Below are 21,202 nucleotides of genomic sequence, written 5' to 3' on the forward strand. Positions count from 1 at the left end.
CCCAAAAAAGAGATTCTACATTTTATTGTTATTGTTTTGCGACAAAATTAGAAATTCTTTGAATCCCTTCTTCAATGCTCTTTAAATCTGTGGCAAAAGAGAATCTAAAATATCCGTCCATTCCAAAACCAACACCCGGAACTACAGCAACCCCAACTTGCTCTAATAAATCTTTGCAAAATTGCATAGAATCCTTATTGATTGCACTGCAATTAATAAAAAGATAAAAGGCTCCATCTGGCTTACTAACGCTTAATCCCGGAATTGCGTTAAGCTTTTCGCAGGCAAAATCACGTCTTTGCTTAAAAGCCACACGCATATTTTCAATATCTTTATCCGCGCTTCCATTAAGCCCAGCAATTGCTGCTTTTTGCGTGATAGAATTGATATTTGAAAGTGCTTGACCTTGTAAGTTATTAATAAGCTTGCAAAGCTTTTGGTCTTTGCTTGCTAAATAACCCATTCTCCAACCTGTCATTGCAACAGCTTTGCTTAATCCATTAATTGTGATTGTGCGCTCAAGCATATCTTGACTAATGCTGCCTGTGGAAATAAAAGTCCCTTCATAAATCAGTTTTTCATAAATTTCATCACTTAATACCCAAATATTTGTGCCTTTTAAAATTTCTGCAATTTCTTCTAACTCTTTGCGTGAATACACCATTCCGGTTGGATTAGAAGGAGATGTTAGAATCAGTATTTTTGTTTTTGGAGTAATTGCTGCTTTTAGTTGTTCTTTTGTGATTTTAAAATGATTCTCTTCTGAAGTTTGGATAAAGATATTTTTACCATTACTAAAAGTTACAAGCTCGGGATAAGTTACCCAGTAAGGGCTTGGTATAATCACTTCATCATCTTGTTGGATAAGTGCTTGAAAAACATTAAACAAAGAATGCTTTGCTCCACTGCTAACAATAATTTCTTTTGTGGAATAGCTAAGATTATTATCACGTTGTAGTTTTTGACTAATTGCATTAAGTAATTCTGGAATCCCAGCAGTCGCTGTGTATTTCGTAAAGCCTTCTTGAATTGCTAAAATAGCTGCATCTTTTATGACTTGTGGTGTATCAAAATCCGGCTCACCCGCAGAGAATGAAAGAATATCCTTTCCTTGTGCTTTTAGCTCTCTTGCTAATGAGCTAATAGCGAGTGTAATGGACTCTGAAAGATTTGTAACACGATTTGTATAATGTGCCTGCATAATATAACTCCTAAACAATTAAAGGTTAAATTCCAAAAAGAATATTACTTTTTTCCTTTATAACTACTAAAACTAGGCTTTTGAAAGTTTGTAGTATTTGTGTATTTTACAGAATCATATTTTCTTTAAAAAGAAAAATATTAGTATAATAAGCTAATTAATATTTAGTCTATTAGACTAAGATATTATGAATATTTTAACTTAATGTATTGACAATCTTAAAAAAAAACATTATAATTCCGCGTTTTTAAATTAAATTAAGTCGGAGGTAATCCTATGAATTTTAAACCACTTGGAGAAAGAGTTTTAGTAGAAAGGCTCGAAGAAAATACAACAACAGCATCTGGAATCATTATTCCTGATAACGCAAAAGAAAAACCACTAGAAGGAATCGTAAAAGCAGTAGGTTCAGAAGTTAAAGATGTGAATGTTAATGACAAAATTGTTTTTGGTAAATATTCTGGCACAGAAGTAAAACTTGATGGTAAAGAATATTTGATTTTAAAACTTGAAGATGTTTTAGGCGTAATTGCTTAATATAATATTGATAAAAGGAATAAAAAATGGCAAGTAAAGAAATTAATTTTTCAGATAATGCAAGAAATAGATTGTATGAGGGTGTAAAACAACTTAATGACGCAGTAAAAGTAACTATGGGACCAAGAGGACGTAATGTTTTAATCCAAAAAAGTTTTGGAGCTCCTAGTATTACAAAAGACGGAGTTTCTGTGGCTAAAGAAATTGAGCTTGCAGACCCAATTGCAAATATGGGCGCACAGCTTGTTAAAGAAGTTGCAAGTAAAACAGCAGATGCAGCAGGAGATGGAACAACAACCGCAACCGTTTTGGCTTATAGTATTTTTAAAGAAGGTTTAAGAAATATTACAGCAGGAGCGAATCCTGTGCAAGTTAAGCGCGGAATGGATAAGGCAGCAGAAGCAATCACAGAAGAGCTTAAGAAAATCTCTAAACCTGTTGCAGGCAAAAAAGAAATTGCACAAGTTGCGACAATCTCTGCAAATTCTGATTCTAAAGTTGGTGAGTTAATCGCAGAAGCAATGGAAAAAGTTGGCAAAGATGGTGTTATCACCGTTGAAGAGGCAAAAGGAATCAATGATGAATTAAGCGTTGTTGAGGGAATGCAGTTTGATAGAGGCTATTTAAGTCCATATTTTGTAACCAATAGCGACAAAATGGAAGCAGAATTAGAGCAACCTTATGTTTTATTAACAGATAAAAAAATCACTTCTATGAAAGATATTCTGCCACTTTTAGAAGCAACAATGAAAAGCGGTAAGCCTTTGCTTATCATCGCTGAAGACATTGAAGGAGAAGCACTAACGACTTTGGTTGTTAATAAATTGCGCGGTGTATTGAATGTTGCAGCAGTTAAAGCACCCGGATTTGGCGATAGAAGAAAAGAAATGTTAAAAGATATTGCGACATTAACGGGCGGTGAGGTCATTAGCGAAGAATTAGGCAAAACACTTGAAGCAGCAACAATTGCGGATTTAGGACAAGCAGCTAGAATCGTGATTGACAAAGACAATACAACAATTGTTGATGGTGCAGGCAAAAAAGAAGCGGTTAAAGCTAGAATCGCACAAATTAGAACACAAATTGAAGGCACTACAAGCGACTATGATAGAGAAAAACTCCAAGAAAGATTAGCAAAGCTTAGTGGTGGTGTAGCTGTTATTAAAGTTGGTGCCGCAAGTGAAGTAGAAATGAAAGAAAAAAAAGACCGCGTAGATGATGCGCTAAGCGCAACAAAAGCAGCGGTAGAAGAGGGTATTATCATCGGTGGTGGTGCAGCACTCGTGCGCGCAGCAGCTAAAGTTAGCCTCAAGCTTGAAGGTGATGAAAAAATTGGTTATGAAATCATTAAACGCGCAATTTCTGCACCGATTAAACAAATTGCAAATAATGCAGGATTTGATGATGGTGTGGTTGTAAATAATGTAGAAAAAGATTCTAATGTAAATCATGGATTTGACGCTTCTAATGGTAGCTATGTAGATATGTTTGAAGCAGGAATTATTGACCCACTTAAAGTTGCAAGAATTGCATTGCAGAATGCAGTTTCTGTTTCAAGCTTACTTTTGACAACAGAAGCAACAGTGCATGAGATTAAAGAAGATAAACCAGCTATGCCAGATATGAGCGGAATGAGCGGAATGGGCGGAATGGGCGGAATGATGTAATCCCCCTTTTTACTTAATTAAGACATTAGGGATTCTACTCCCTAATGCAAACTCCTTTTATCATTAATTCAATCATTTAAATTTATAAAAATCTTGGTATAGTTAGTCTTGCAGTTACTTTTAATATTAAAATAATATTTTTAAGGATAAATATGCTTTCTTTATTATACTGGAATCATGGAGAAAGGAATCTTGGAGATTTATTAAATGAAAATATCTGTCAAGAGCTTTTTTCTCTTAAAATTGCCCCCCCCCCCGCAATCACCTATAAAAATCTTTTAAATTTTGAAGCGTCTTTTATTGGTAGCACATTAGGTTTGCTGATAATGCCTAAACAATTAGAATCTAATATGCAATGGCAAATGAGAGTAAGAGCTGCTGCGCCAATTAAAATTTGGGGTTCAGGATTTTTAATGAATCCTTTATGGGAAGAAAACCAATTAACACGCAAGATTGAAGTTTATGCACTACGCGGCAAAAAAACTAAAGAACGCTTAGAGAATATCACAAAAGTTAATTTTAAAAATATTCCCTTAGCAGACCCCGGAATACTTGCTTCAAAACTTATTAAAAAACAACAAAAGAAATATGACTTTGGAATCATTCCACATCATAGCGAAGTGCATTTGCCAATTTTCAAACAACTTACACAAGTATTAAATAATGCGATTTTCATAGATGTGCATGGAGATGTTTTAGAATCTCTGCAAAAAATTGCACAATGTAAAATTATCTTAAGTTCTGCCTTACATGGACTTATTATTGCGGATAGTTTTGGGATTCCAAATGCTAGAATCTTAGCAACAAATACAATGAGAGTTGAGCAAAATTATAAATTTATAGATTATTATTCTGCCTATGATTTAGAAGGGCATTTGCAGTTTGATTTAAATCAGGTAAATTTTAATACACTAGATAGCACGTATTTGCAAAAAGAGATTCAAAAAAACTATCCCATTTCACGCACAATGATTAAAGAAAAGCAAAAACAACTTTTAGAGTGTTTTCCTTATTAAGAGCAAAAAGCTCTTAATTTATTGGTGATGTGTGATTTTATCACGCACCAAGAAGAATATACTTCCTAAGATTCCAGCAGTTAATGAAGCAATCAAAATAGAAATCTTCGCAACATCAGTAGCGATAAGTGCATGTTCTCCAGAGAAAGCAAGATTTGTTACAAACATTGACATTGTAAATCCAATCCCTCCTAATGCTCCTGCACCAAAGATTTCTACCCAAGTTACACCATTTGGACGTGCTGCAATACCTAGCTTTTCTGCTAAGAAAGTAAATAGGAATATTCCTATTGGTTTTCCTACAACTAATCCTAAAAAGATTCCAAGAAAAACATGATCTACATTAAAATCAATATTAGAACCAATCGTAACTCCTGCATTTGCAAAAGCAAAAATAGGCATAATCACAAAACTGCTATAAGGCGCAAGGGCATGTTCTAAGCGCAAAAGTGGATTTTGAACAGCATTTTTTTGGCTACCAATTTCTGCAAGTGCATGCACTTGCTCATTTTGTAGCAAGATTCCATCTTTTTCTTTTTCTGCCTCTCTAAACTTATCAACAATTTTTACAACCCTATCCATAAAGCTCATTGTATCAATTTTAGGTGCAACTGGAATCGTAAATGCAAGCATAACAGCTGCAATTGTCGCATGCACACCACAGCTATGCACAGCAATCCATAAAAATACACCTAAAATCATATAAGGTGTTAAAGCTTTAACGCCAAGACGATTTAAGACAAGAAGCAATACAACAATACCTGCTGAAATTGCTAACCATTCAAATGAAATTCCACTAGAATAGAATAGGGCGATTACAATGATTGCTCCTAAGTCATCTGCAACAGCTAAAGAGACCAAAAAGACTTTAACAGAAACTGAAACACGTTTTCCCAATGTCGCTAACACTCCAAGTGCAAAAGCAATATCTGTCGCCATAGGAATCCCAAATCCGTGTTCTGAAGCTGTCCCGCCATTTAGGGCAAAATAAATTAAACCCGGTCCAATCATTCCGCCAAGTGCTGCAATAATCGGTAATGCTGCGCGCTTAAATCCTGCAAGCTCACCAAAAAGAACTTCACGTTTAATTTCTAAACCAACGACCAAAAAGAAGAATGCCATTAAAACATCATTAATCCAATGCTCTAAGCTCATTCCAATAAAACTACCATTAACGCTAAATCCAAATTGTGTTTTCCAAAGTGCCGCATAAGCCTCACCTAATGGAGAGTTTGCAACAATCATTGCCAAAACTGCACAACAAAGCAATAAAACACCCGCAAAAGACTCACTTTGTGTTATTTTGCTAAGTGTTGCTAAAAATCCACTTTTATTTTCTGCCTCCATGACTGCTCCTTATGTAATTTCAATCAGTTTTCCTTTTTGCCCTTCTTTTGTATAAAAAACATAACCATAAGTGTTTTTATGTAACATTTTGCGCATAGATTCCATATATTCACGCACCTGTATTGTATGAGATTCATCAGGATTACCACTTTTATAATCCACAATCCAAGCAGAATCCTCACCCAAAATTAAAAGATCTATGCGTTTTTGTTTGCCATTTTCCAAAAAGGGAACTTCGTATTTTACTCTTCCTTTAGCCATAATTGCAATAAAATTTTCATTTTTTAAGACAAAATTATTACGTGCAATAATTTTGTCCAACTCTGCAATATCTAAATAAAACCCAAATTTATTATTTAAAATTTCTAACAACAAAGCATCACTTAATTTATGTTTCAACTTTTGCTCCATTGCAAAATGCAGTGCGATTCCATAATAAATCCCCTTTGGATTATCTTCAGCATTTTTAGTTTCTGATTCTTGTGTTTGAATATCTCTTTGACGCCCTTGATCTTCTAAGCTAAGTTTTTGCTTTAGGATTTTATTAAATATAGGATTTGAGGTTTTTATTGCGGAATCTTCTAAATTTTTTGCAAGAGATTCCAAAACTCCATAGGTGGAATCCTCTAAACACAAATCTACAAATGCACCCTTTTCTTTAAGTTTTAAAATGTGCATTGTATGTTTTGCGCGCGTTAGAGCGACATAAATTTGGTGCTTTAAATCTTTTGATTCTTGCAATTTCTCTTTAATAAGAGCGTTATTGTATGTCAAATCCAGACTTTGGCGCACAGGATTACTTAATTTAAAAATATGTGCAATATCCACACCATTTTCCATAAACTCAAAAAATACCTTAGAACGCTGTGTGTTTCCTTTATTTGCTTTATCCACAATTAGCACATTTTCAAATTCCAAGCCTTTAGATTTATGGATTGTCATAATACGGATTCCAGAAAAATCACTAGATACAATATCCAAAGAAAGCTTTTCAATATTTTCTAGTAGTGTCTCTAATGTAGAATATTCCAATGCAGATTCTAAAAATTTTTTAGCACTTAAACTTGCAATCTTATATTTTTTCATGATTTTTAAGATTAAATGCGCAGGATTTTTTGAAGTTTGCAAACTTTGTAAAAATAGCTCAAAAACAGAATCGCTTTCTTTTAAAAGCCCCAAAAGCATAAAAAATTCCTCTTTGTGCAAAGGATTTTGTGTCGTAATGTATTTTAAAAGTTCTAAAATTGCGCGCACTTCATTATGATTAATTAGTCTAGCACTTGTATCAATTACAATCTTATAATTTTGTTCTTGCAAAAATTGCGCAAGCTCCACAACCATTTTATTATCAAAAACTAAAATCGCAATAGAATCATCTTTAATCTCTAATGCTTTTAAATGCTCTAAAGATTCCAATACCGCACTATAAAGCTCTTCTTTTTCATAGCTTTTTACACTTACAAAGCCAGTATTTTTAGAGTTTGGAATCTGTGGAATAAAATCATCAATTTTGTCCTTAAACACTTGATTAACAAAATCCACTATCGCAATGGAGCTACGATAGTTATGTTCCAAATTTAAATGCTCCATTCCTTCACTTGCGATTTTAAAAAGCTCTGGATTCCCACCACGAAACCTATAAATGGACTGCTTTATATCTCCCACATAAAAGAAACTTCTAAGAAAATTTTTTTGTCCGATTCCAGATTTTATCTCATCAATTAAAGGTTTAAGGATAGAATATTGCAAAATGCTTGTATCTTGAAACTCATCAATTAAAATATGGCTAAGAGTGCTATCAAGTCTAAAATACAAGAAATCTTTACTCACCAAATTTTCTCGTAAAAGCGTATGCACCTTTGAAGCCACTGCATTAAAACTTAGGCAATTTTTGTCTTTATAATATTGCTCTTTAGCCTCTAAAAAGCACTGAAATATCGTATAAAGTGCGTTTAGATATTGCGATTCCTTTTGTCTTAAAGCATTAAGGACGCATTCTTTTAAACGCTCAAAATTTTCTTGCTCAAAAGGCACTTTAGAAAAACCTCTATATTCTTGCAAAGTTGTTTTTGTAAGCCAAGTTTTTCCTTTTTCTAACAAGCCTTTAAAATCATAAAACTTTAAACTATCCGTTTCCTTTTCAAAATAATTATAATAAGTGTTTTGGATATTTTTTGCATATTCCATTGCTTGTGCTTCATAATCAATATTTTGGGATTCTATAAAATTTTTTACAAAAAGTTCTTGACTTAAACTCTCTTTAAAGGAATCTAAAAATACACACATATCAATTACAGAATCTAGTGTCCATTTTTCTGCAAAACAAAAATTCAAAATACTCTGAAAAGTTTTTTCTTCTAAATGTTCTAAAAAAATCTCACAAATGGAATCTTTTTCTTCATCTTGGATTTCAAAATCATATTCCACGCCCACATACCAACAAAAACTCTTTAGAATCTTTTGAAAAAATGCGTCAATGGTTGTAATTTTTAAATCCTGTCTTAAAAACTCATAGTAAATATGACATATCTTTTCTTCTATTGCTTTCCAATCTTGCTCTTTTGGATTATTTTTTATAGTAATAAACTCAAGTTTTTTAATATACTCTCTATTAGATTTATTATGGTATAGATTTTCAATATTTTGCGTAATGCGCTCTTCCATTTCTTTGGCAGCTTTTTTGGTAAAAGTTAGAGCAAGGATATTTGAAGGCTTTGCTCCTTGAAAGAGAAGGCTTAAATAGCGTCTTGTGAGTTGGTAAGTTTTTCCACTTCCAGCACTTGCGCTTAGCGATAATAGCGGATATTGCATAAATTTCTCCAAAATAAAAATTATAACATTTCTATTTTTTAAAATAAAGTTGATTGACATAAACTAAAGGTTTATAATATAATACACTAAAAGTTATAAATATTTTTAAGGAAATAAGAATGTCAAAAAGTCTTTATGAAACACTTGAAGTCTCACAAAATGCAAGTGCAGATGAAATCAAAAAGTCTTATCGTCGCCTTGCACGCAAATATCACCCTGATATTAATAAAGAGCCGGGTGCGGAAGATAAATTCAAAGAAATCAATGCAGCTTATGAAATCTTAAGCGATGAAAATAAACGCAAACAATATGACCAATTTGGGGATTCTATGTTTGGCGGACAAAATTTTCATGATTTCACACGCTCACATGGCGGAGTAAATCTTGATGATATTTTAAGTCAAATTTTTGGTGGAGGATTTGCACAAGGTGGCTTTAATAGTGCAAACTTCGGTGGAGGGTTTAATTTTGGAGGATTCCAAAACACCAGAAATCTCAATTTGGATATTAATGCGCAAATCACAATCCCTTTTACAACAGCACTTTTAGGAGGAGTGCATAATGTCAATATCCAAAACAACAGTTATGATATTAAGATTCCAGCAGGCGTTAGAAGTGGTGAAACAATCCGACTAAAAGGCAAAGGAAATAGTGCAGGGGGACAAAGCGGGGATTTGCTGCTTAAAGTTAGTGTCGCATCACACCCACAATACACACAAGAAGGCGACCATTTAACAATGTCTTTTGATGTGCCATTAAAGATTGCTTTGTTTGGCGGTAAAGTAGAGATTGAAACGCTGCGCAAAACTATCACGCTAAAGATTCCAAAAAATACAAAAAACGCACAAAGATTCCGCGTAAAAGAGTTAGGAGCATACAATAGAAAAAGCAAAACTTATGGGGATTTGTATTTAGAAGCAAATATTGTTTTGCCAGATAGTGATACATTTCCTCAAGAATTAAAAGACGCATTAGAAAAATATTTATAAGGAGAAAACAATGTATAGTTATGATGAACCGGTATATTTAATTAGCGTGGTTGCTAAAATTTTATCTATCCACCCACAAACTTTGCGCCAATATGAGCGTGAAGGGTTAGTAGAGCCGGGAAGAACAGATGGCAAAATGCGCTTGTATTCTCAACGCGATATTGACAAGATTAAAACAATTTTGCGTTTAACAAGGGATTTAGGTGTAAATCTAGCAGGAGTAGATATTATTATGCGCTTAAAAGATAAACTTGATGAACAAGATAAAGAGATTGAAGAATTGCGCTTAAATTTAGAAAAATTAAAAGCTAGTCAGCCAAGCAAGTCTGTAGTAAAAAAACAAAGTTCTTATGAAGTCATTATTTTTAAATAATTGTTAAGGGAATTAAATGCGAAAAACAACAATATTACTTATCTTCCTACCTTTAATGTTATTCTGTTTTAACGCATGCTCTACAAGAGGACACGCAAACTCTGAAGGAGCTTCAGGCTACACAGAGTGGCGTTTCAATTTTTAGATTATTCAAAGATTGGTTGGATTTTATAGCCAAGACGAGATTGATTTATGATAAGTTCATAATAAGTCTTGCGTCTAATTCCATTAATATGCATACGTAATGAATCCATCGTCATTTGCTGCCCACCCCAAACTTTTTGATGAAACTCTTCATAAGTAACAGGATAACCATTATTTTCTAAAAGTAAATCCAAAATCTTGCATTCCCTATCTGTGAGTTCAAAAACCGCAAATCCTTTGAGGATTGATTTATCTCGGCGACGATAGCTTATCCCTTTCCCTAAATCTACAATTTGTTCTTTATTAAGGCTTTTATTGATATTTAAAAGTAAAACAAATAATTCTTCTAAATCTACCACTTTTTTAATTAATGATGCTGCATTTAATCGCATCATTTCTGCAATTTTTTCTTCATCACTATAAGCTGTCATAAAGATAACAGGAATGCTTGGATTAATTTTTCTCATACTTTTAACCATTGCGATTCCATCTAGCTTTCCATCTAATTTCACATCAGTAATCACAATATCTATTGCCTCATTTTTAAAATGTTTTAATGCAGTTTCGCCTTTTTTGGCTGTTATTACTTTTTTGCAGCGGCACTCAAGAGGAATCTTAAGTAAATCTAGCGCAACAGAATCATCTTCAACGATTAGCAATGTTAATTCCTTAAGAGGTTCTAATAATTCTGGAGTCATTGTTTTTCCTAAATAAATATTATCTAGGGTAAATTGTATTGCATAAAGAATCTAATTAAGCTTAATTTTCACAAGGGCAAGCTTTTTTACAACTTTCGCCAAAAGTCTTTATAAACTCGCAATACAAACAACTCACGCTACGTTTTGCACAAATAACTGGAATCTCTTTTTTCTTTGCCGCACTACGAAATTTACGCATTGTGTTATGGTTTAGAAAATTTGTAAGCATAACCAAACATGCAATATTTTGTGGTAAATCTTTATGATTAATGCTCTCTTTTCTCCCGTCCCAATGTGTAATTTTTTCACACCCAAGATTTTTTAAAACCGCTTTAATAGGAGTAATCTCATCTCCTCCAATCACTAATACAGACATACACTATCCTTAATATATAAATTATAAAATAATCACAAAATGATAATCAATATCAACTTAAAGTAAAATAAAAACGATTCTTATTTTATCTTTACTTTATTGATTTTTTGCTACAATATTATTTTTAAGTATTAGATTTTTATTTAAGGATTTTTCTATGAAAAAATATAAAGAATCTCTCAAAACAATTTTAGACAGATTACATTTATCAATCAAAAAAAATAACCTAAAAAGTTCCAAGCAAAGAGAGATGATAATCAAAGTAATTTATGAGGAAGGGGGGCATCTAAGCCCAGAGGATATTTTTTCTATTATTAGAAAAAATTGCAAAAGCACAAGCATTTCTTCTATTTATAGAATTTTATCTTTTTTGGAAAAAGAAGGTTTTGTCAGCTCTATTGAAGTAGATAAAAGTGGAAAACGTTACGAGATTGCAAGTGGATTACACCATGACCATATTATTTGTGTAGAATGTGGCAAAATAGAAGAATTTTGCAACGATGAGATTGAAAAATTACAAATTGAAGTCGCTAATTCCTATAATGGAAAACTTGTAGGACACGATATGATGCTCTATGTGGTTTGCAATAAGTGCCTAAAAAAAGAAGAATCTTAAAAAAATCTTCTTAAAGCTTAGAATCTTGAAGTTCTTTCTTTAGGCTTTTTAGCTTTGCGTAATCTATCGCGCTTTTAGCAAAGATTCCAGATTCTGCGTCTTTGTGGCAAGTTTGGCAGTTTGCTTTGCTTTTAATTTCTTCCATTTCAAAAAGTGCAGGTTTTATCTTATCGTGTGCAACTTCCCAATAATGGTATTTTGTTATGGCTATTTTATTAGAATCAGATTCTTTGGCAATCTTGCTAGAAAATTTTGTATCCACAGAATCGCTTGAGTATTGTTGCAAAAACTTTGCAATGACTTCTTGCGATTCTTGCTCCAAGCTCGCATCTTCCCCGAAGTGATTCTCCAAATCACTCATCATAGAATCCCAAGAAGATTTTGGCAACAAATAAGAAGCATAAGCAATATGGCAACTTCCGCATTCTTTGGTGTATTCTTTTAAATCTTGGCTTGCAAAAATCTCTCTTTCAAAGGGGCGCAAAAACACATTGCGCGGATAAAACAAATAAAGAATCAGAACAAACAAAAAGGCTAAATAGAATCCAAAAATCACTTTTTGAGTAAGGCTTAAAGTAATGTTTTCTTCTTGATTTGTCCTTTTGTAGCCACTTATCATAGAATCTATGGAATCATTTTTATTCCAAAATTTATCAATCAAGCTTCCACAAATATGGATTAAAATCACAGCCAAAAGTGCATTAGCACAAAATTCATGCAAATCTTCAAAAATCTCAAAGTAGCGATATTCAAAGAAAAGATAGCCAAAGATTCCCCTTTGTTCTTCTGCACCAATGGTGAGCATTCCACTTAAAATCGTTATTAAGCCAAGCACGAAGATTAACACAATCGCCACACTTGAAGCAGGATTATGCCCTATATAGTGCTTTTTCTCTCCTAAAATAGAGGCGAAGTAGCTAAGGATTCCGCGAAATTCAAAATCACTAAAGCGCGAATACTTTGTGCCAACAAATCCCCAAATAACGCGAAGCAAAACACCTGCACCAAATAGGATTCCAAAAATAAAATGGAAAGTAATCAGCGCATCAAAATAGACGCACAAATACGCAAGCGAAAAACTCGCAATCAAAAAATAATGCAAAAAGCGATTAACAAAAGTCCAAATATAGCTTTTAATCACGCCACATTCCGTAATTTGGAATATTTATTGTTCTTTTTCCATAAACCCCTTCATCTGCCTTTGTATGACAAGCCGCACAACGAGCAATATTTCCGACTTCCTTTTGCGTTACCATCCATTCTTTTAGTTTTCTATGCTTTTTTTGGTGGTAGGGAATCTGAGAAATAGAAGTGTATAAAACTCCCGGTTGCATAGAGTTTGTAAGCTTTGCACTACGGCGATATTGCGGAGCTTTTTCACTTGCATTATCTAGCAAATATTTTGTGATTTGCTCAATCTCTTCTTTTTCCAAACTCGCATCTGTGCCATAATGTGAGCTTAGATTTTCCATAATATATTTCCACGATGGGCTAGGCAATAAACCCGGCTGATAGCCAAAATGGCAACTTGCGCATTCTTTTTTATAAAGTGGATTATCCACAGGCTTTACTTCTGGTCCTTTAGATTTAGCATTTAAAGAAACGCCAAAGAAAGCACAAAGCAAGATAATACAAAAAGATTTTGGTAAATTTTTCATTATTTTTCCCTTGATAAATTATTGTGAAACAATATAATACAGCACATCACCTTTTTCTTGCGCATTTCCTTCACGCAAGAAAACATCTTTGAAATTGCGCTTAAGCCACTTTTTAACCTCTTTAACATCGCTTAGTCGCGCAGGATTCACACTTGGTGCTAAAGGTTCTAGGGTTTTGTTTGTAAAAATATTTGTCGCAGAAGTTTTTAAATCCGCATTATGGCAGCTTTGGCAAGAAAGCAAAGCATCATTTTTGCCTTTATTTTTTGTGCTAAAAATCGCTTCACCTCTTTTTGCATCAAAATCCACAAATTGCGGATTAGCTTGCTTGGCTTCAACTTTTAGCTCCTCAATATACGCTTGCATTTGCGCATTAAACCCACCCGCATAACTCATACTTGTCGCAAACATTACACCACAAGCACCTAGTGCAATACCTTTAATATTCATTCTCATTTTTATCCTTTTTCATTTAGAAATATCTAATTATAAAAATAAATTGTCAAGATAATATTAAAAATTGTATTGTGTGCTTAATTACGATAAATCGTATATAAAACTTAATCTAACATAAAGCAATTCTGTAACTTTCAGCTTTTATTAAACTTATTATGTTGCATTTTTAACTTTTGCTATAATTCTTTGCAACAAATAAAGGAGGGCTTATGCAAAAATCATTCATATTATGTTTTACAAAATTAATTATTGGCACGATTCTAAGCGCATTTCTTGCATTTAGCACACTAAATGCGCAACCTTTAAAAGAGGGTAGAGATTATATCGTGCTTAAAAATCCCCTAAATGTTCCACAAAAATCTATTGTAGAGATTTTTAATGTAGGTTGCCCACATTGCGCAAAAATGGCAAAAATTTTACCAAAGTTATTTGCAGTGATTCCACAAGAGGCAGTATTTTTACCCTATCATATCATCACAGGAAGCCAATTTAGCGCACAAGCAAGCGAAGTTTTAGCAGTTGCAGTTAGCATTGATGAGGAGCGCACCCTCCATTCCAGAGATATTGAATCTTATTTTAGACGCGCAAGCAATGCATATTTTGACGCATTTTCAAAACAAAAAATATTCAAAAATAAGGATTCGTTTATCGACTATGGATTAGACGCTATGGAAATTTCACGCACAAAATTTGAAACGCAACTTCATCAAACAGATGTGCAAGAAAAACTCAAAATTTGGCAAGATTCTATTGAGCAAACAGGCATAAAAAGCCTTCCTAGCTTTATTATTAATGGCAAATATCTAATCTTAACCCAAAATGTAAAAGACACTGAAGATTTTATTTATAAGATAGATTATTTACTAGGGAAATAAATTCATAAAAACTTGAAAGTATCTTCATAATTTATTAACAAAGTATTTTTATAATTCCAATCGTAACAACAAAATTCCAACAAGGAGACAAAATGAAAACTTTAAAATTATTTGGAGTGCTACTAAGCGCAGCGATTCTTTCTACTTCTGCAATGGCTGGATATGATTTTGATGTGCATGGGCAAATTTCAGCAGTAGATAACAAAAACAAAACAATCACTCTATCTGGTCCGGGTGGGCAACTCGTGATTAAGGTTTTGCCTTATACAGAAATTAAAGGTGATGATTGTGGTCCTTTTGGGCAAGATATTTATGGGTCTTTTAGAGATTTAACTGTGGGTAAATTTGTAAAAGTTGAAGCGATTCCTTATGGAGGATATAATGCTTATGCAGAGAGCAATGCACAAGCAATCAATCCACAAACAGGCTTGCCACAAAATATGCAATTAACCGCTAAAGAAATTGAATGGAAATGCTATCCTAGAGCTTATTAATAAACATTGCGTTGTTTTTGCGGGATTCTGCTTGCCACAAATGAAGTAAGATTCTATGCTAGTAGAATCCACAAATTGCGCATTTGTCAAAAATTGACAAAAAACGCACTAAAATTTTATTGCTTTTCTCGTATTGATTTTACAATATCCACTTCCCAAAAAAATTCCACCCAATCTTTAGCTTCACGCAAAATAAAATCCGGCTTGAAACCTGCTGTAGGTTTATGAAAAATGCACGCTGTTTTAAAATCAATGTTAGTGTTAATTTCACTTAAAATATTATAAACTTTCTCCATACTTGTGCCACTATCTACGATTTCATCGACAATCAAAACGCGTTGATTTCCGCTAAGCTCTGGAATATTTGAGATTTGAATCTCTTGTTGTACTTTGTTAAAAAATGAAGAAGCATTGATTGTATAAACGCGTCTTAAATCAAGTGCGATTCCTAAAAAATGCGCCATTGTTAGCCCACCGCGAGAAATCGCAACAATCGCATCAGGATTAAAATCAATCTGACTAACAAGCTCTTTCATATCCTCCCTAAACATTTCATAGCTGTAATACTGCATTTAAACCTCCTTAATAAATTTGAATCTCATTATATAGACTATCTCGCTCAACAGGGATAAATCCTGCGTCTTTAATCTCTGCGACCAATGTATCCTTTGTGATTCCATAAGCACTTTTGCTACCACTTGCACTTTGGATTGCTTCTCTTTGAATCGTGCCATCAATATCATCTGCGCCAAACTCTTGCGCAACAAGTGCCAAATTTAACCCCAAAGTCGCCCAATATGCTTTAATATGTAGAATATTTGGCAATAAGATTCTAGCAATTGCAATCGTTTTTAGAATCTCCTGCCCACTAGGAAATTCTGTAACTTTTAAAAAATTATTTTCTTTTTGATACACGAGCGGAATAAAAGCATTGAAACCACCACTTTTTTCTTGTTGATGATAAAGGCGCAATAGGTGGTCAATCCGATGTTCTCGCGATTCCACATGCCCAAAAAGCATTGTTGCGTTAGATTTTTTGCCCAAAGAATGCCAGATTCCATGAATTTTCAACCAATCTTTAGAATCCACCTTGCCCTTACAAATATAAGCACGCACTTTTTCATCAAAAATCTCCGCACCACCACCGGGCATAGAATCTACGCCATTTTGCGCCATTAGTTCTAGCACTTCTTGGTGGCTTTTATTTGAGATTTTACTTAAGAAATTCACTTCTGCAGCAGTTAAAGCCTTAATATGCACTTGCGGAAACTCTGCCTTTAGCTCTCTAAAAAGCTCCAAATACCACTCTAAATTTAGCTTAGGATTGTGCGCACCTACAATGTGTAATTCTAACGCTCCAGATTTTACGGAATCCCTAGCAATCTTTAAAACTTGCTCTTTATCCATTGTATAAGCATTAGGATTCTTTCTGTGCGCAGAAAATCCGCAAAACTTGCAAATATCCGCACAATCATTTGTGGGATTAATATGACGATTTGAATTGAAAAATACTTTTTTGCCAAAATATTTTTGACGCAGAGAATCCGCCATTTTTCCCAAAGTAAAAAGGTCTAAATCATAAAGCTCTAAAGCGTTTTTAGAATCTAAAAAATCCGCGTGTTTATAATCTTGCATAAATCACCTTAAAAAACTAAATCCTTAAATTGTAAAGCGCAATTATACAAAAAATACTTTAATTTATATTATTGCTTTAAAAGCCTAAAAAGCAGAGTAGGGCGAGTAACTAAATGTTATTTTATTGATTTTGACTTTTTGAAAATTCTTTTAAAATTCTCTTCGCTTAATTGGTATGTATCAACCAAATTAAGCGATTTTACCATATGCAAAGTGCCTTGTTTGTATTTTTGAAAATGCTTAGACGCAATATGATTTTTATAAGCTTCTTGATTTTCATAGATTTCTAAAATCCTAATTTGATGATTATCAGAAATTAGCATCATCGGATAGATTGAAACCACGCCACTTTCCTTTTGCACAGAATCCTCAGCAACTTCAACTGCAAATTTCAAATATTCTTCCAAATACTCTGGATATACTTCAATTTCAGAAATTCTTACAATCATTCCATTGTTTTTATCTTCTGCCATTAATGCGGTGCCTCCAAAAATCATTAAACTTATAATGAGTAGTAATTTTTTCATTTCTCCCCCTTATTTAACTTTTCTAAGATTCTATCTTTGATAAAAATTATAGCAAAATTTCATCATCTCCTAAATTAGAGCAATAAAACACTAAAGAAAATGATAATAAATTTTAATATTGTTTTAATATAAAACTGTTTAGAATCTCACAATTATTTTACACTACAAGGACTATGAAATGACAATAAATTCCTTAAAAGATGGAGAGTATGGAGTAATTGCACGCATTGATGCTAACGAAAAAATGCGTGAGCGTTTATTTAGCTTTGGACTTGTCAAATCAAGCCATATCAAGCGCGTAAAAAGCTCTCTTGGAGGTTCTACAATCTTAGTAGAAATTGATAGAAGTTGTGTTGCTTTGCGCGCAGAAGAAGCGGAATCTATCATCATTCAAAAAGGTTAATACATGCAAAATACTATCAAAATTGCACTAGTTGGACAACCAAATGTCGGTAAAAGTCTATTGATTAATGCGCTATGCCATGCAAATATGAAAGTAGGAAATTTCACAGGAGTAACCGTAGAGAAAGCACAAGCACAAACTCTACACAAAGGCTATACTTTGCAAATTGTGGATCTTCCCGGAACTTACTCTTTATATGGTTATTCCAAAGAAGAACAAATCACAAAAGAATTTTTAGAAAATGATACTTATGATTTAATTGTTAATGTTGTGGATTCTACAAATTTAGAACGCAATTTACAGCTTAGCACACAACTTTTAGACACACAAAAAAAGATGATAATTGCTCTAAATATGAGCGATGAAGCACTCAATGAAGGCATAAAAATTAACACACAAAGCCTAAAAGAACTGCTTGGAATCCCTTGTGTGCAAATTTCAGCACATACAAAAGAAAACTTAGAAGAATTATTAGATAACATCATACAACTTCACAAAAAAGAACAGGGCGAAAATAAACGCATTTATAGCAATGCCATTGAAAATGAAATTTTACATATTGAGCATTTTTTAGAAGATAAATGCGATAGAAGTGTGGAATCTTTGGGCTTAAGTAAGCGTCAAATTGCAATTTTGCTTTTAAAACAAGATGAAAAAATTTTTAAGATTCTCCATGAAAAACCTATTTGGATGGAACTTTCAAAAGTCTTACAAGAATCCCTTAATACACTTTATGCGACTTTTGATACACGTTCGATTCAAGAGATTTTTTTAGATGATTTGTATGCTTTTGTAAGCGGTCTTATTACGGAATCTGTGCGCTACGAAAAAGCTTCAAAACACAACTATACAAGCAGTATTGACCGTATTTTGATTAACAAATACGCAGGGATTCCAATCTTTTTATTTTTTATGTGGATACTTTTTCAGCTCACCTTTACGCTTGGCGCATTGCCTATGGATATGATTGAAAGTTTTTTTGCATGGCTTGGAGATGGAATCAAAGAGAATCTAAGCAATGAAGCCCTTGCATCTTTGCTTGCTGATGGAATCATTGGCGGGGTTGGGGCAGTGATATTATTTTTACCCAATATTGTTATTTTGTTTTTTGGAATCGCATTACTAGAAACAACAGGGTATATGGCAAGAGTAGCGTTTTTGCTTGATGGATTTTTTCATAAATTTGGCTTACATGGAAAAAGTTTTATTCCCTTAGTTACAGGTTTTGGTTGTTCTGTGCCAGCATTTATGGCGACACGCACACTAAAAAGCCAAAAAGATAGATTGCTCACATTATTTATCATAAACTTTATGAGTTGTGGAGCAAGACTTCCTGTGTATGTGCTATTTGTTGGGGCATTTTTTCCAATCAGCGAGGCAGGGAATTGGCTTTTTGGTATTTATATTTTAGGTGCAATTATTGGGCTTATTATGGCAAAGATTCTACGCTTAACAGCTTTTAGAGGTCCTGATGAACCTTTTGTAATGGAAATGCCAAAATATCGTATGCCAAATTGGAATCTTGTTTGGTTTTCTATCGTAGCAAAAGCAAAAATGTATCTTAAAAAAGCAGGAACTTTTATTCTAGCAGCGTCAATTCTCATTTGGTTTGCAAGCACTTATCCCAAACAAGAATCCCTTGAGGAATCCTATACACAAAAGATAGAAAATGCTTTAAATGAGGAGGAAAGGAATCAACTTGAATTTTCTTTAGAAGAACAACGCATTGAAAATAGCTATTTGGGAATGGCAGGAAAGGCGATTGAGCCGATTTTTGCACCGCTTGGATTTGACTGGAAAATGAGTGTTTCTCTTCTTAGTGGATTAGCGGCAAAAGAAGTCGTAATCTCTACAATGGGGGTGCTATACACGCTTGGTGCTGAAGTCGATGAAACAAGCGAAAGCCTTATGGAAGTGATTAAAAATGCGATTCCATTACAAAGCGCAGTCGCATTTATTCTTTTTATAATGATTTATAATCCTTGCCTTGCCGCAACAGTCGTATTTGGCAAGGAAGCAGGCGGCTTTAAATATATTGTGTATTTATTCTTATTTACTTGTATCACTGCTTATATAGCAGCTTGGATTGGAAGCCTAATTGCAGGAATCCTGCTAGGCTAATGTTCCATAATCTCTGTGGTGTCTTTTAGTTTTTGTTTATCAAAGTGCATATAAATCCGAGAAGTATCTAGGCTTGCGTGCCCCAGGGATTCTTGGACAAGCACCAAATCTTGGCTTTTTTGATAGAGTAGGGTAGCAAAACTATGGCGGAGCATATGTGCGCCATTTTTTTCTTTTCTGATTCCATTGTGTAATAAAACTTGTTCTACGATTCTACTCACATAAGCTTGTGTAAGCTTTTTACCCTTATGATTACAAAAAAGCAAATCATCTTCAACTTGCATTGTATCACGCGCACTTTTCCACAATACCAAATCCTCATTAATATTTTTGGCTTTTAGTATTACAACACGCGGTTTATTCCCTTTTCCACGCACTTGTATGAGATAAAATTCTCCATCTTGCATAATATCTTTTAGCTTTAATCCCAAAGCCTCACCAACACGGATTCCAGTGTAGATAATAATCTTTAAAAGTAAGCGGTTTCTAGCTCCTAAATCCTGGTGCTTAAAAACAAAATTATTGATTCCATTAATAAAGCGATGCACTTCCTCTTCATTCATAAAAGAAGGGAGCTTTTGCCCACTTTTACCGCGCAAACCACCCCAGTTTTTAAGCGTAATACGGAAATTATAAGAAGTGCCTTGTGCATCTTCATTTTGCTTATCCACAAAACCAAAGAAATTTAATAATGCCATTCTATAATTTTTTTTTGTTGCGTCCGATAGCGCGCTTGTGTGAATGGTTAGAAATTCCTTTAAAAGCTCCTCATCGACATTTTTAAGGCTTTCTAAACCTAAATGCGTAAGGTATTCATAAAGCCTAACAAGCGGTATAATATAAGTATTCACGCCAATTAGACCAATATTTCTACATTCTTTACAAGTATTTTGCAAAGATTCTATGGATTCAAATCCACCGCGAAATTTTGCAAGCACCTTTAAAATTTCATCTTTGTTTTTAACCTGATGATTTGATAAGCTGTTAATTTTGCTATAAATAAAACGCTCAAGCCAGAATAAAAGATTCTTATCAAAATTAGAAAAATGGTCAATTGCATAACGCATTTGATTTCCTTAAACTCATATAAAATTACATTAAGCTATGATTTATATTTTACAAAGCCTGCATTATAGCAAAAATATTATAATTTTGTATTGAAAACTATAATTTTCAAACTTTTTTTGAAAAATATTGAGAATTTTTGTAACAAACTGCAAAGCTCATTTATTAAGAATTATGTTGTAAATGGTAAGAA

Annotated in this window: 23 protein-coding genes; 11 read left to right on the top strand and 12 right to left on the bottom strand. The window is 33.5% G+C overall.

Annotated features, from left to right (window positions below; translation table 11 throughout):
- Positions 1 to 28 precede the first annotated feature (28 nt).
- Entirely contained in the window at positions 29 to 1,201 is a 1,173-nt protein-coding gene (locus LS70_RS00950) for a pyridoxal phosphate-dependent aminotransferase (RefSeq protein WP_034287509.1), read from the bottom strand.
- A 276-nt stretch (positions 1,202 to 1,477) separates the two neighbouring features.
- Here LS70_RS00950 and groES point away from each other — a divergent pair, with 276 nt between their 5' ends.
- From groES to LS70_RS00965, 3 genes are all read left to right on the top strand, one after another.
- A complete protein-coding gene (groES, locus tag LS70_RS00955; RefSeq protein WP_034287511.1) occupies positions 1,478 to 1,738 on the top strand; it encodes a co-chaperone GroES in 261 nt (86 codons plus the stop codon).
- Between the two features lie 26 nt (positions 1,739 to 1,764).
- Positions 1,765 to 3,405, top strand: a complete 1,641-nt coding sequence (gene groL, locus LS70_RS00960) for a chaperonin GroEL (RefSeq protein WP_034287513.1) — start codon at positions 1,765 to 1,767, stop codon at positions 3,403 to 3,405.
- Between the two features lie 152 nt (positions 3,406 to 3,557).
- Positions 3,558 to 4,421: a polysaccharide pyruvyl transferase family protein gene (locus LS70_RS00965; RefSeq protein ID WP_138109280.1), complete on the top strand. Its 864-nt coding sequence runs from the start codon at positions 3,558 to 3,560 to the stop codon at positions 4,419 to 4,421.
- A gap of 18 nt (positions 4,422 to 4,439) precedes the next feature.
- Here LS70_RS00965 and nhaA read toward each other — a convergent pair whose 3' ends face one another.
- Together nhaA and LS70_RS00975 are read right to left on the bottom strand one after the other, a co-directional pair.
- Complete coding sequence (gene nhaA, locus LS70_RS00970) at positions 4,440 to 5,768, bottom strand: Na+/H+ antiporter NhaA (protein ID WP_034287515.1); 1,329 nt, start codon at positions 5,766 to 5,768, stop codon at positions 4,440 to 4,442.
- 9 nt (positions 5,769 to 5,777) lie between these two features.
- On the bottom strand, positions 5,778 to 8,579 hold the full coding sequence (locus LS70_RS00975) for a RecB-like helicase (RefSeq protein ID WP_034287517.1): 2,802 nt from the start codon (positions 8,577 to 8,579) through the stop codon (positions 5,778 to 5,780).
- Positions 8,580 to 8,698: 119 nt separating this feature from the next.
- Between LS70_RS00975 and LS70_RS00980 the strand changes: the two genes are divergently transcribed.
- The 3 genes from LS70_RS00980 to LS70_RS10275 are packed head-to-tail and all read left to right on the top strand — an operon-like array spanning position 8,699 to position 10,086.
- Positions 8,699 to 9,568: a DnaJ family protein gene (locus LS70_RS00980; RefSeq protein ID WP_034287519.1), complete on the top strand. Its 870-nt coding sequence runs from the start codon at positions 8,699 to 8,701 to the stop codon at positions 9,566 to 9,568.
- A 10-nt stretch (positions 9,569 to 9,578) separates the two neighbouring features.
- Positions 9,579 to 9,941, top strand: a complete 363-nt coding sequence (locus LS70_RS00985; RefSeq protein ID WP_034287521.1) for a heat shock protein transcriptional repressor HspR — start codon at positions 9,579 to 9,581, stop codon at positions 9,939 to 9,941.
- Between the two features lie 16 nt (positions 9,942 to 9,957).
- On the top strand, positions 9,958 to 10,086 hold the full coding sequence (locus LS70_RS10275; RefSeq protein WP_268902933.1) for a hypothetical protein: 129 nt from the start codon (positions 9,958 to 9,960) through the stop codon (positions 10,084 to 10,086).
- A gap of 1 nt (position 10,087) precedes the next feature.
- Here the strand turns inward: LS70_RS10275 and LS70_RS00990 are convergent, their stop codons facing one another.
- Positions 10,088 to 10,783, bottom strand: coding sequence for a response regulator transcription factor (locus LS70_RS00990; protein ID WP_034287523.1), 696 nt, complete (start codon positions 10,781 to 10,783; stop codon positions 10,088 to 10,090).
- A 61-nt stretch (positions 10,784 to 10,844) separates the two neighbouring features.
- A complete protein-coding gene (locus LS70_RS00995; RefSeq protein ID WP_034287526.1) occupies positions 10,845 to 11,159 on the bottom strand; it encodes a DUF2325 domain-containing protein in 315 nt (104 codons plus the stop codon).
- A gap of 157 nt (positions 11,160 to 11,316) precedes the next feature.
- On the opposite strand from LS70_RS00995, the gene fur reads away from it, so the two are divergent.
- Positions 11,317 to 11,775, top strand: a complete 459-nt coding sequence (gene fur / locus LS70_RS01000; RefSeq protein ID WP_034287529.1) for a ferric iron uptake transcriptional regulator — start codon at positions 11,317 to 11,319, stop codon at positions 11,773 to 11,775.
- Between the two features lie 10 nt (positions 11,776 to 11,785).
- On the opposite strand, the gene LS70_RS01005 is transcribed toward fur, so the two are convergent.
- Genes LS70_RS01005 through LS70_RS01015 form a run of 3 tightly spaced genes read right to left on the bottom strand, consistent with a single transcriptional unit; the run spans position 11,786 to position 13,889 of the window.
- Positions 11,786 to 12,916, bottom strand: a complete 1,131-nt coding sequence (locus LS70_RS01005; protein WP_052083281.1) for a cytochrome b/b6 domain-containing protein — start codon at positions 12,914 to 12,916, stop codon at positions 11,786 to 11,788.
- The gene (locus LS70_RS01010; RefSeq protein WP_034287531.1) at positions 12,909 to 13,433 is read right to left on the bottom strand and encodes a diheme cytochrome c; all 525 of its coding nucleotides are present in this window, start codon (positions 13,431 to 13,433) and stop codon (positions 12,909 to 12,911) included. The genes LS70_RS01005 and LS70_RS01010 overlap by 8 nt, the downstream gene beginning before the upstream one ends.
- Before the next feature lie 18 nt (positions 13,434 to 13,451).
- Positions 13,452 to 13,889, bottom strand: a complete 438-nt coding sequence (locus LS70_RS01015; protein ID WP_052083288.1) for a DUF1924 domain-containing protein — start codon at positions 13,887 to 13,889, stop codon at positions 13,452 to 13,454.
- Positions 13,890 to 14,098: 209 nt separating this feature from the next.
- Here LS70_RS01015 and LS70_RS01020 point away from each other — a divergent pair, with 209 nt between their 5' ends.
- Together LS70_RS01020 and LS70_RS01025 are read left to right on the top strand one after the other, a co-directional pair.
- Positions 14,099 to 14,764 carry a thioredoxin domain-containing protein gene (locus tag LS70_RS01020; protein ID WP_052083289.1) on the top strand — a complete coding sequence of 222 codons (666 nt, stop codon included), beginning with the start codon at positions 14,099 to 14,101 and terminating at the stop codon, positions 14,762 to 14,764.
- A 92-nt stretch (positions 14,765 to 14,856) separates the two neighbouring features.
- Positions 14,857 to 15,258: a hypothetical protein gene (locus LS70_RS01025; RefSeq protein WP_034287534.1), complete on the top strand. Its 402-nt coding sequence runs from the start codon at positions 14,857 to 14,859 to the stop codon at positions 15,256 to 15,258.
- A 116-nt stretch (positions 15,259 to 15,374) separates the two neighbouring features.
- On the opposite strand, the gene LS70_RS01030 is transcribed toward LS70_RS01025, so the two are convergent.
- From LS70_RS01030 to LS70_RS01040, 3 genes are all read right to left on the bottom strand, one after another.
- The gene (locus LS70_RS01030; protein WP_034287535.1) at positions 15,375 to 15,830 is read right to left on the bottom strand and encodes a phosphoribosyltransferase; all 456 of its coding nucleotides are present in this window, start codon (positions 15,828 to 15,830) and stop codon (positions 15,375 to 15,377) included.
- 10 nt (positions 15,831 to 15,840) lie between these two features.
- Entirely contained in the window at positions 15,841 to 16,893 is a 1,053-nt protein-coding gene (mqnE, locus tag LS70_RS01035) for an aminofutalosine synthase MqnE (RefSeq protein ID WP_034287537.1), read from the bottom strand.
- Positions 16,894 to 17,009: 116 nt separating this feature from the next.
- Positions 17,010 to 17,420, bottom strand: a complete 411-nt coding sequence (locus LS70_RS01040) for a putative quinol monooxygenase (RefSeq protein ID WP_052083290.1) — start codon at positions 17,418 to 17,420, stop codon at positions 17,010 to 17,012.
- A gap of 178 nt (positions 17,421 to 17,598) precedes the next feature.
- On the opposite strand from LS70_RS01040, the gene LS70_RS01045 reads away from it, so the two are divergent.
- Positions 17,599 to 17,823 carry a FeoA family protein gene (locus LS70_RS01045; RefSeq protein ID WP_034287539.1) on the top strand — a complete coding sequence of 75 codons (225 nt, stop codon included), beginning with the start codon at positions 17,599 to 17,601 and terminating at the stop codon, positions 17,821 to 17,823.
- Between the two features lie 3 nt (positions 17,824 to 17,826).
- Entirely contained in the window at positions 17,827 to 19,944 is a 2,118-nt protein-coding gene (gene feoB / locus LS70_RS01050; RefSeq protein WP_138109281.1) for a ferrous iron transport protein B, read from the top strand.
- Here feoB and LS70_RS01055 read toward each other — a convergent pair.
- Entirely contained in the window at positions 19,941 to 21,011 is a 1,071-nt protein-coding gene (locus LS70_RS01055) for a tyrosine-type recombinase/integrase (protein ID WP_034287542.1), read from the bottom strand. The two genes, feoB and LS70_RS01055, sit on opposite strands and share 4 nt — an antisense overlap.
- Between the last annotated feature and the right edge of the window lie 191 nt (positions 21,012 to 21,202).

Origin of the sequence: Helicobacter sp. MIT 11-5569, assembly GCF_000765695.2 — a bacterium.
GTDB lineage: Bacteria > Campylobacterota > Campylobacteria > Campylobacterales > Helicobacteraceae > Helicobacter_D.

Bases quoted from the DNA above. Each gene is read 5' to 3' on its own strand.
- LS70_RS00950 (WP_034287509.1), bottom strand. From the start codon at position 1,201: ATGCAGGCACATTATACAAATCGTGTTACAAATCTTTCAGAGTCCATT.
- LS70_RS00985 (WP_034287521.1), top strand. From the start codon at position 9,579: ATGTATAGTTATGATGAACCGGTATATTTAATTAGCGTGGTTGCTAAA.
- LS70_RS00980 (WP_034287519.1), top strand. From the start codon at position 8,699: ATGTCAAAAAGTCTTTATGAAACACTTGAAGTCTCACAAAATGCAAGT.
- groL (WP_034287513.1), top strand. From the start codon at position 1,765: ATGGCAAGTAAAGAAATTAATTTTTCAGATAATGCAAGAAATAGATTG.
- feoB (WP_138109281.1), top strand. From the start codon at position 17,827: ATGCAAAATACTATCAAAATTGCACTAGTTGGACAACCAAATGTCGGT.
- LS70_RS01010 (WP_034287531.1), bottom strand. From the start codon at position 13,433: ATGAAAAATTTACCAAAATCTTTTTGTATTATCTTGCTTTGTGCTTTC.
- LS70_RS01045 (WP_034287539.1), top strand. From the start codon at position 17,599: ATGACAATAAATTCCTTAAAAGATGGAGAGTATGGAGTAATTGCACGC.
- groES (WP_034287511.1), top strand. From the start codon at position 1,478: ATGAATTTTAAACCACTTGGAGAAAGAGTTTTAGTAGAAAGGCTCGAA.
- LS70_RS01040 (WP_052083290.1), bottom strand. From the start codon at position 17,420: ATGAAAAAATTACTACTCATTATAAGTTTAATGATTTTTGGAGGCACC.
- LS70_RS00990 (WP_034287523.1), bottom strand. From the start codon at position 10,783: ATGACTCCAGAATTATTAGAACCTCTTAAGGAATTAACATTGCTAATC.
- LS70_RS00995 (WP_034287526.1), bottom strand. From the start codon at position 11,159: ATGTCTGTATTAGTGATTGGAGGAGATGAGATTACTCCTATTAAAGCG.
- fur (WP_034287529.1), top strand. From the start codon at position 11,317: ATGAAAAAATATAAAGAATCTCTCAAAACAATTTTAGACAGATTACAT.
- mqnE (WP_034287537.1), bottom strand. From the start codon at position 16,893: ATGCAAGATTATAAACACGCGGATTTTTTAGATTCTAAAAACGCTTTA.
- LS70_RS01030 (WP_034287535.1), bottom strand. From the start codon at position 15,830: ATGCAGTATTACAGCTATGAAATGTTTAGGGAGGATATGAAAGAGCTT.
- LS70_RS01025 (WP_034287534.1), top strand. From the start codon at position 14,857: ATGAAAACTTTAAAATTATTTGGAGTGCTACTAAGCGCAGCGATTCTT.
- LS70_RS01020 (WP_052083289.1), top strand. From the start codon at position 14,099: ATGCAAAAATCATTCATATTATGTTTTACAAAATTAATTATTGGCACG.
- nhaA (WP_034287515.1), bottom strand. From the start codon at position 5,768: ATGGAGGCAGAAAATAAAAGTGGATTTTTAGCAACACTTAGCAAAATA.
- LS70_RS10275 (WP_268902933.1), top strand. From the start codon at position 9,958: ATGCGAAAAACAACAATATTACTTATCTTCCTACCTTTAATGTTATTC.
- LS70_RS00965 (WP_138109280.1), top strand. From the start codon at position 3,558: ATGCTTTCTTTATTATACTGGAATCATGGAGAAAGGAATCTTGGAGAT.
- LS70_RS01055 (WP_034287542.1), bottom strand. From the start codon at position 21,011: ATGCGTTATGCAATTGACCATTTTTCTAATTTTGATAAGAATCTTTTA.
- LS70_RS00975 (WP_034287517.1), bottom strand. From the start codon at position 8,579: ATGCAATATCCGCTATTATCGCTAAGCGCAAGTGCTGGAAGTGGAAAA.
- LS70_RS01015 (WP_052083288.1), bottom strand. From the start codon at position 13,889: ATGAGAATGAATATTAAAGGTATTGCACTAGGTGCTTGTGGTGTAATG.